The following is a 9,009-nucleotide window of genomic DNA, read 5'->3' on the forward strand; positions in this document are numbered from 1 at the left end:
GGGCGCGGGCCACCGCGCCGCGTGCCCCGGCCCGCGGCGGCGGCCCCGGGCACGAGCAGTGGAGGGGACAGCGACAATGCCGGCCGAAGAGAGCTCCGTCGCGGCCCGTGGGCGTCGCTCACGGGCCGCCGCGCCGATCAGCCGGGCGTTCCCCCCGCCCCTGCCCGCGGGGGCGGGCACGGGCGCCCCGGTGCCGCTCGGCACCGCGCTGCGGGTCCGGTCGGCCACCGGCGCCCGGCGTCCCGCCGTCCCTCGCTCCAAGGGGCGCCCCACCGGCGGCTCGCGCTCCCCGCGCGGTGGTGGCGCACGCCGGATGTACGAACGGGCGCGCAGGGCCTGGGACCGCCCCCTGACCGCCTACTACCTGATCCTGGGCGCGGGCCTGCTGATCACCGTGCTCGGCCTGGTGATGGTCTACTCCGCCTCGATGATCAAGGCCCTGGAGCTCGACAAGCCGAGCACCTACTTCTTCCGCAAACAGTTCCTCGCCGCGGTCATCGGCGCCGGACTGATGGCACTCGCCGCCCGGATGCCCGGCAAACTCCACCGGGCGCTCGCCTACCCACTGCTCATGGGAACCGTCTTCCTGATGGTGCTGGTCCAGGTGCCGGGGATAGGAATGTCGGTCAACGGCAACCAGAACTGGCTCTACCTGGGCGGCCCCTTCCAGCTCCAGCCCAGCGAGTTCGGCAAGCTCGCCCTGGTCCTGTGGGGCGCCGATCTGCTCGCCCGCAAGCAGGACAAGCGGCTGCTGACGCAGTGGAAACACCTGCTCGTCCCGCTCGTGCCGGTCGCCTTCATGCTCCTCGGGCTGATCATGCTCGGCGGCGACATGGGGACCGCGATCATTCTCACCGCGATCCTCTTCGGGCTGCTCTGGCTGGCCGGGGCACCCACCCGGCTCTTCGCCGGGGTGCTCGGCTCCGCCGCGCTCATCGCCTTCGTACTGATCAAGACCAGCCCGAACCGCATGTCGCGGCTCGCCTGCATCGGCGCCACCGAGCCCGGCCCGGGGGACTCCTGCTGGCAGGCCGTGCACGGCATCTATGCTCTGGCCTCCGGCGGATGGTTCGGTTCCGGGCTCGGTGCAAGTGTGGAAAAATGGGGTCAACTGCCTGAACCGCACACCGACTTCATTTTCGCCATCACCGGGGAGGAACTGGGGCTGGCGGGGACGCTGTCGGTGCTCGCCCTCTTCGCGGCTCTAGGCTATGCGGGTATCCGCGTGGCCGGACGCACGGAGGACCCCTTCGTGAGGTACGCCGCGGGAGGTGTGACCACCTGGATCACGGTGCAGGCCGTGATCAACATCGGTGCGGTGCTCGGCCTGCTGCCGATCGCCGGTGTCCCGCTCCCGCTGTTCTCCTACGGAGGGTCGGCCCTGCTGCCGGCCATGTTCGCCGTCGGGCTGCTGATCGCGTTCGCGCGAGAGGATCCCGCAGCGAAGGCGGCCCTGGCCATGCGACGGCCCGGGGTGAGATGGAAGACGATGAGACGGCGCGTCAAGAAGCGTCCGTCCGGAGAGCGGTGAATTTCGGTGCATGTCGTACTCGCCGGTGGGGGGACCGCCGGCCACATCGAGCCCGCGCTCGCCCTCGCGGACGCCCTGCGCAGGCAGGACCCGACCGTGGGAATCACTGCCCTGGGCACGGAGCGCGGACTCGAGACCAGGCTCGTACCCGAGCGGGGGTACGAACTCGCCCTGATCCCGGCCGTGCCGCTGCCCCGCAAGCCCACCCCGGAACTGATCACCGTCCCGGGACGGCTGCGCGGCACCATCAAGGCGGCCGAGCAGGTCCTGGAGCGCACCAAGGCGGACTGCGTCGTCGGCTTCGGCGGCTACGTCGCCCTGCCCGGCTACCTCGCCGCCAAGCGGGCCGGGGTGCCGATCGTCGTCCACGAGGCCAACGCCCGCCCCGGTCTGGCCAACAAGATCGGTTCGCGGTACGCCCACGGCGTCGCGGTCTCCACCCCCGACAGCAAGCTGCGCGGCGCCCGCTACATCGGCATCCCGCTGCGCCGCACCATCGCCACCCTGGACCGGGCCCGGGTCCGCCCCGAGGCGCGCGCCACCTTCGGCCTCGACCCCAACCTGCCGACGCTGCTGGTCTCCGGCGGCTCGCAGGGCGCGCGCCGGCTCAACGAGGTGGTGCAGCGGGTCGCTCCGCTGCTGCAGCGCGCCGGCATCCAGGTCCTGCACGTGGTCGGTCCGAAGAACGAACTGCCGCGCGTGGACAACATGCCCGGGATGCCGCCCTACATCCCGGTACCGTACGTGGACCGGATGGATCTCGCGTACGCCGCGGCCGACATGATGCTCTGCCGCGCCGGCGCGATGACCGTCGCCGAACTCTCCGCCGTCGGGCTCCCGGCCGCGTACGTCCCGCTGCCCATCGGCAATGGCGAACAGCGGCTCAACGCCCAGCCGGTGGTGAACGCCGGCGGCGGTCTGCTGGTGGACGACGCGGCGCTCACCCCCGAGTGGGTGCAGGGCAACGTCCTCCCGGTGCTCGCGGATCCGCACCGGTTGTACGAGATGTCCCGCGCCGCCGCCGAGTTCGGCCGTCGGGACGCCGACGACCTGCTCGTCGGCATGGTGTACGAAGCGATCGCCGCACGCCGAGGCGCGTGAGGCCGACGGGTCCGGGGGCGGCGCCCCCGGACCCGGTGTGAGGAGCGAGCGTGGCCGGACCGACGACCGCCCGGCGCGGTGCGGCGCAGCGGGAGGAATCCCCGGCTCGCCCGCCGCGCACACGCCCCGAGGGGCGCCGACTGCCCAGCCGCGCAACGCTGATCGTGATCGGCGTACTGGCGCTGCTGCTCGGCTCCGGCGCCGTCTGGGCGCTCTACGGCTCCTCCTGGCTCCGGGTGGAACGGGTCGGGACCACCGGTCTCGACGTGCTGACACCGGCCGAGGTGGAGGCCGTCGCGGCGGTACCGGTCGGGGCGCCGCTGGTCACCGTCGACACCGACGCCATCGCCGACCGGCTGCGCCGGAAGCTCCCCCGTATCGATTCGGTGGACGTCGTGCGGTCGTGGCCGCACGGAATCCGCCTCGAAGTGACCGAACGGCAGCCGGTGCTGTTGATTAAAAAGGGTGCAAAATTCACTGAAGTCGACGCTAAAGGCGTGCGCTTCGCGACGGTGGACAAATCGCCCGGCCGTGTACCTTTGTTGGAATTGGCACCCGAAAGGTCCGCGAGCCTGCGCCGGTTCGGCAGTGCCCGGCTGGTGCGGGAAGCGGTCCGGGTCGCCGGTGAACTCCCGGGCGGTGTCGCCAAGGACACCAGGGTTGTGCGGGTCACCTCGTACGACTCGATCTCCCTGGAGCTCACCCGGGATCGCACGGTGGTCTGGGGCAGTGCCGAAGGAGGTCCGGTGAAGGCGAGAGTTCTCACCGCTCTCATGAAAGCGGCCCCCAAAGCGGGACACTTCGACGTGAGTGCACCCACGGCCCCTGCCGCGTCCGGCAGTTGACGCGTATTTGGCCTGGCCAGCACCCTGGTTGGTCAGCGCTACGGGTGATCACATAGGGTGAAAAGAAAAACGGGAGGTTCGGCGTGTTCGTTGAACGCGCGCCACTTGTCGACTTAGTGTCCTGTTCGGAAGAGTCCATGAAGCAGACACACTGGTAACCCTAAACTTGAACGTTAGGGTTTGGGTCGGCGTTTCGGACCGTCCCAATCGGCATCCGTCGTCGCGGCGGGAACACCGCGCAGCGACGACACGTAACTCGAGGCGAGAGGCCTTCGACGTGGCAGCACCGCAGAACTACCTCGCAGTCATCAAGGTCATCGGTGTCGGCGGCGGTGGTGTCAATGCCATCAACCGAATGATCGAGGTCGGTCTCAAGGGCGTCGAGTTCATCGCGATCAACACTGATGCGCAAGCCCTGTTGATGAGCGACGCCGACGTCAAGCTCGACGTCGGCCGCGAACTCACCCGCGGCCTCGGCGCCGGGGCCAACCCGGCCGTCGGTCGCAAGGCGGCAGAGGACCACCGTGAGGAGATCGAGGAGGTCCTCAAGGGGGCCGACATGGTCTTCGTCACCGCCGGAGAAGGCGGCGGCACCGGCACCGGCGGCGCACCCGTCGTCGCCAACATCGCGCGCTCGCTGGGCGCCCTGACGATCGGCGTGGTCACCCGCCCGTTCACCTTCGAGGGCCGGCGGCGTGCGAACCAGGCGGAGGACGGCATCGCCGAGCTCCGCGAAGAGGTCGACACCCTCATCGTCATTCCCAACGACCGGCTGCTGTCCATCTCGGACCGCCAGGTCAGCGTGCTCGACGCGTTCAAGTCGGCCGACCAGGTGCTGCTCTCGGGCGTTCAGGGCATCACCGACCTCATCACGACGCCCGGTCTGATCAACCTCGACTTCGCCGACGTCAAGTCGGTCATGTCCGAGGCCGGATCGGCGCTCATGGGCATCGGCTCGGCCCGCGGCGACGACCGCGCGGTGGCCGCCGCGGAGATGGCGATCTCCTCGCCGCTCCTGGAGGCGTCCATCGACGGCGCCCGCGGTGTCCTGCTCTCCATCTCCGGCGGCAGCGACCTCGGTCTCTTCGAGATCAACGAGGCCGCCCAGCTGGTGAGCGAGGCGGCGCACCCCGAGGCGAACATCATCTTCGGCGCGGTCATCGACGACGCGCTGGGCGACGAGGTGCGGGTCACTGTGATCGCGGCAGGCTTCGACGGCGGACAGCCGCCGGCCCGTCGCGAGAACGTCCTGGGCGCGAGCTCCGCCAAGCGCGAGGAGCCGGCTCCGCCGGTCCGCTCCGCCGAGCCCGTGCGCCAGAGCGGCGGACTGGGCTCCGTGCCCATCCGCGAGGAGTCGCCGGTCAAGGTGGAGCCCGCGCCGGTGGTGAGCGAGAGCCACCTGCCGCCGGTCACCCCGCCGCAGGTCCCCTCGGCCCGTCCCTACCAGGACTCCCAGGCCGAAGAGCTGGATGTCCCGGACTTCTTGAAGTGATAGACCAGCACCACGCAGTACCCTCCGGGGGTCGTGCGCACTTCGCCTTCACCGACAGGTGGGGCGGGGTGAGCGCAGCCCCCTACGAGGAGCTCAACCTCGGCGGCGCGGTCGGAGACGACCCCGCCGCCGTTCTGGCCAACCGCGAGCGCGCTGCCCGGGACCTCGGCCTGGACCCGGCCCGGGTCGTCTGGATGAACCAGGTGCACGGCCGGGACGTCGCAGTCGTCGACGCCCCGTGGGGCGACGCCTCGGAGATACCCGCGGTGGACGCGGTGGTGACCGCGCGACGCGGCCTCCCGCTCGCCGTGCTCACCGCCGACTGCACCCCCGTACTGCTGGCCGACCCGGTCGCCGGGATCGTGGCGGCGGCGCACGCGGGCCGTCCCGGCCTGGTCGCCGGGGTCGTCCCCGCCGCGGTCGAGGCCATGACCGGGCTCGGCGCCGAGGTCTCCCGGATCGTCGCCCGCACCGGGCCGGCGGTCTGCGGACGGTGTTACGAGGTTCCGGCCGAGATGCGCGCCGAGGTCGCCCGGAGCGTCCCGGCGGCCTGGTCCGAGACCAGCTGGGGCACCCCGGCCGTGGACGTCACGGCGGGGGTCCATGCCCAGCTCGAAGCACTCGGGGTCGAGGACCGGCAGGCCTCCCCGGTCTGCACCCTCGAATCGAGCGACCACTTCTCGTACCGCCGCGACCGCACCACCGGGCGGCTCGCCGGATATGTCTGGTTGGACTGATAGGGCATGACGGACCGTAGGACTCAACTCGCCGAAAACCTGGCACGGGTGGAGGAACGCATCGCTTCCGCCTGTTCCGCCGCGGCGCGCAAGCGGGAGGAGGTGACCCTCGTCGTGGTCACCAAGACCTACCCCGCGAGCGATGTGCGGATTCTGCATGAACTCGGTGTGCGTCATGTCGCGGAGAATCGTGACCAGGACGCGGCCCCCAAGGCAGCCGAATGTGCGGATCTGTCGCTCACATGGCACTTTGTGGGTCAATTGCAGACGAACAAGGTTCGTTCCGTGGCAAGTTATGCCGACGTCGTGCAGTCGGTGGACCGGGTCAGACTGGTCACGGCGCTCTCGGCGGCGGCCGTGCGCGAGGGTCGCGAACTGGGCTGCCTCATCCAGGTGGCGCTGGACGCGGAGAGCGGCGAACGGGGCGAACGGGGCGGCGTCGCGCCGGACGGGATCGAGGAGTTGGCCGCCGCGGTCGGCTCCGCGCCGGGGCTGCGGCTCGACGGCCTGATGACCGTCGCGCCGCTCGCCGGACCGTACGCGGGACGGCAACGGGCCGCCTTCGACCGGCTGATGGAATTCTCATCCCGGCTGCGCAGGAACCATCCGGCTGCGAACATGGTCTCCGCAGGGATGAGCGGGGACCTCGAGGACGCGGTCGCGGCCGGAGCGACACATGTGCGCGTCGGTACGGCGGTACTCGGAGTCCGACCCGGGCTCGGGTAACGTCGCCAAGCAGGTCGGACCACAGCAGAAAATATGGTCATTCCCGCTGATGGCGGGCGGACCTCAGTGGATCGCGGGCACTTGGTGACATATGCCGATCCACCACAGAGCGGAGGACTCGGAGCATGGCCGGCGCGATGCGCAAGATGGCGGTCTACCTCGGCCTCGTGGAGGACGATGGGTACGACGGTCCGGGGTTCGACCCCGACGACGAATTCGAACCCGAGCCGGAGCCCGAGCGGGACCGGCGGCGGCATCAGCCCGCGCACCAGGTGGAGCGGGACCGCGAACGGGAGCGGGAGGAACCGGTACGAGCGGTGCAGCCCCCCGCGCAGCGGGAGCCGGTCCAGATCCCGGCGGAAAGGGAACGACCCGCCCGGATCGCTCCCGTGGCATCCATCACACCTGAACGCCCGAACATGGAGAAGAACGCACCGGTGATCATGCCCAAGGTCGTGTCCGAGCGGGAGCCCTACCGCATCACCACGCTGCACCCCAGGACCTACAACGAGGCCCGTACCATCGGGGAACACTTCCGTGAGGGCACTCCGGTGATCATGAATCTCACAGAGATGGACGATACGGACGCCAAGCGACTTGTCGACTTTGCCGCAGGACTCGTCTTCGGTCTCCATGGCAGCATTGAGCGTGTGACGCAGAAGGTGTTCCTGTTGTCGCCTGCTAACGTCGATGTCACGGCGGAGGACAAGGCCCGCATCGCTGAGGGCGGATTCTTCAACCAGAGCTGAGAACACGACAACGGGAACAACCCGGCCGTGAGGCCGGAGCTACGAGAGCCAGGGGAGAGGGAAGCGCGAAATGGGCGTCGCAGTGCAAGTTGTCTATGTCGCGCTGATGTGTTTCCTCATCGTGCTGATCTTCCGGCTGGTCATGGACTACGTCTTCCAGTTCGCGCGTTCATGGCAGCCCGGCAAGCCGATGGTGGTCATACTTGAGGCCACCTACACTGTCACCGATCCACCGCTCAAGCTTCTGCGGCGGTTCATCCCGCCGCTGCGTCTCGGGGGCGTGGCACTCGACCTGTCCTTCTTCGTTCTGATGATCATCGTCTACATCCTGATCAACATCGTGATCAGGCTGTGAGCGATACGGTCTTGCCGACTGCCGACGACTACGTAGAGGTGAAGAAGAGATGCCGCTGACTCCTGAGGACGTGCGGAACAAGCAGTTCACAACCGTCCGCCTCCGAGAAGGCTATGACGAGGACGAGGTCGATGCCTTCCTCGACGAGGTCGAGTCCGAGCTGACCCGCCTGCTCCGTGAGAACGAGGATCTGCGCGCGAAGCTGGCCGCCGCAACGCGTGCCGCCGCGCAGAACCAGCAGCAGGGCATGCGCAAGCCGGAGCCGCAGGACAGGCCCGGCGCACCCGTGCCCGCCGCCATATCGGGACCGCCGGTCCAGCAGCAGCCCCCGCAGATGGGTCCCCCCCAGCTGCCCGGTGGTGCTCCGCAGCTGCCCGCCGGTCCCAGCGGTCACGGTCCTGGTCCCCAGGGCCAGCACGGCCCCGGCCCGCAGGGCCCGCACGGCCCCGGTCCGATGCAGGGCGGTCCCATGGGTGGCCCGATGGGCGGCCCCATGGGCGGTCACGCCCCGCAGCAGCAGATGCAGCAGATGCAGCAGCCGCAGATGCAGCAGCCCGGTCAGGGCCCCGGCGGCGACAGCGCCGCCCGTGTCCTCTCGCTCGCGCAGCAGACGGCCGACCAGGCGATCGCGGAGGCCCGTTCCGAAGCCAACAAGATCGTCGGCGAGGCGCGCAGCCGTGCCGAGGGCCTGGAGCGGGACGCCCGTGCCAAGGCGGACGCGCTGGAGCGGGACGCGCAGGAGAAGCACCGCGTGGCGATGGGCTCGCTGGAGTCGGCCCGCGCGACGCTGGAGCGCAAGGTCGAGGACCTGCGCGGCTTCGAGCGCGAGTACCGGACCCGTCTGAAGTCCTACCTGGAGAGCCAGCTGCGTCAGCTGGAGACCCAGGCGGACGACTCGCTGGCCCCGCCGCGGACCCCGGCGACCGCCTCGCTGCCGCCGTCGCCCTCGCTGGCTCCGGCCGGTGCGGGTGCCATGGGCCACACCATGGGCGGTGGCAACCAGCCGATGGGCGGCGGCAACCCGTCCATGGGCGGTGGGCCCTCGTACGGCGGCCAGCAGCAGATGGCGCCGGCGATGACCCAGCCGATGGCGCCGGTGCGGCCGCAGGCGCCGCAGCCGATGCAGCAGGCCCCTTCGCCGATGCGCGGGTTCCTGATCGACGAGGACGACAACTGAGCCGGGTACGCGCGATGAGCGCGTAGCCGTCGGCAGGCTGAGGGCCGGGCCCCGGGGTTTCCCCGGGGCCCGGCCCTTTTGCCGTGCGCGGCGCGAGGTGCCGTGCGGGGCGGGTGGGGTGCGAGGTGCCGTGCGGGGCGTTTCCCCGCCCGCCCCTCCGCGGGCCCGGAGGACTTCGGAGAGCTGAAGAGGGGCCCGGCCGGACAGCTGTCCGGGCGGGCCCCCCCCCCGGGGGGGGGTTAAGATGGGGAGTGGGGGGGGGTGGGGGAGAGTGTGGGCCAAGTGGTGTTGTTATC

9 protein-coding genes are annotated in these 9,009 nt (G+C 70.3%); all 9 read left to right on the top strand.

The window, feature by feature from the left end; genetic code table 11:
• Positions 1 to 76 precede the first annotated feature (76 nt).
• The 9 genes from ftsW (at position 77) to ACWCXX_RS34920 (ending at position 8,713) form a co-directional block, all read left to right on the top strand.
• Positions 77 to 1,531, top strand: coding sequence for a putative lipid II flippase FtsW (gene ftsW, locus ACWCXX_RS34880; RefSeq protein WP_451134380.1), 1,455 nt, complete (start codon positions 77 to 79; stop codon positions 1,529 to 1,531).
• Positions 1,532 to 1,537: 6 nt separating this feature from the next.
• The gene (gene murG, locus ACWCXX_RS34885) at positions 1,538 to 2,632 is read left to right on the top strand and encodes an undecaprenyldiphospho-muramoylpentapeptide beta-N-acetylglucosaminyltransferase (protein WP_451134382.1); all 1,095 of its coding nucleotides are present in this window, start codon (positions 1,538 to 1,540) and stop codon (positions 2,630 to 2,632) included.
• A 50-nt stretch (positions 2,633 to 2,682) separates the two neighbouring features.
• Complete coding sequence (locus tag ACWCXX_RS34890) at positions 2,683 to 3,477, top strand: cell division protein FtsQ/DivIB (protein ID WP_451134384.1); 795 nt, start codon at positions 2,683 to 2,685, stop codon at positions 3,475 to 3,477.
• Between the two features lie 277 nt (positions 3,478 to 3,754).
• Positions 3,755 to 4,969, top strand: a complete 1,215-nt coding sequence (ftsZ, locus tag ACWCXX_RS34895) for a cell division protein FtsZ (RefSeq protein ID WP_451134386.1) — start codon at positions 3,755 to 3,757, stop codon at positions 4,967 to 4,969.
• Positions 4,966 to 5,706 carry a peptidoglycan editing factor PgeF gene (gene pgeF / locus ACWCXX_RS34900; protein ID WP_451134388.1) on the top strand — a complete coding sequence of 247 codons (741 nt, stop codon included), beginning with the start codon at positions 4,966 to 4,968 and terminating at the stop codon, positions 5,704 to 5,706. The genes ftsZ and pgeF overlap by 4 nt, the downstream gene beginning before the upstream one ends.
• A gap of 6 nt (positions 5,707 to 5,712) precedes the next feature.
• Positions 5,713 to 6,432, top strand: coding sequence for a YggS family pyridoxal phosphate-dependent enzyme (locus ACWCXX_RS34905; RefSeq protein ID WP_451134390.1), 720 nt, complete (start codon positions 5,713 to 5,715; stop codon positions 6,430 to 6,432).
• A gap of 125 nt (positions 6,433 to 6,557) precedes the next feature.
• The gene (locus ACWCXX_RS34910) at positions 6,558 to 7,181 is read left to right on the top strand and encodes a cell division protein SepF (protein WP_148834397.1); all 624 of its coding nucleotides are present in this window, start codon (positions 6,558 to 6,560) and stop codon (positions 7,179 to 7,181) included.
• Positions 7,182 to 7,251: 70 nt separating this feature from the next.
• Positions 7,252 to 7,536: a YggT family protein gene (locus ACWCXX_RS34915; protein ID WP_451134392.1), complete on the top strand. Its 285-nt coding sequence runs from the start codon at positions 7,252 to 7,254 to the stop codon at positions 7,534 to 7,536.
• A gap of 49 nt (positions 7,537 to 7,585) precedes the next feature.
• Complete coding sequence (locus ACWCXX_RS34920; protein ID WP_451134394.1) at positions 7,586 to 8,713, top strand: DivIVA domain-containing protein; 1,128 nt, start codon at positions 7,586 to 7,588, stop codon at positions 8,711 to 8,713.
• Positions 8,714 to 9,009: the final 296 nt, after the last annotated feature.

This window comes from Streptomyces sp. NPDC001732 (assembly GCF_053596315.1).

Coding starts and splice junctions, on each gene's coding strand:
- ftsW (WP_451134380.1), top strand. CDS start 77: ATGCCGGCCGAAGAGAGCTCCGTCGCGGCCCGTGGGCGTCGCTCACGG.
- ACWCXX_RS34915 (WP_451134392.1), top strand. CDS start 7,252: ATGGGCGTCGCAGTGCAAGTTGTCTATGTCGCGCTGATGTGTTTCCTC.
- ACWCXX_RS34920 (WP_451134394.1), top strand. CDS start 7,586: ATGCCGCTGACTCCTGAGGACGTGCGGAACAAGCAGTTCACAACCGTC.
- ACWCXX_RS34905 (WP_451134390.1), top strand. CDS start 5,713: ATGACGGACCGTAGGACTCAACTCGCCGAAAACCTGGCACGGGTGGAG.
- ACWCXX_RS34910 (WP_148834397.1), top strand. CDS start 6,558: ATGGCCGGCGCGATGCGCAAGATGGCGGTCTACCTCGGCCTCGTGGAG.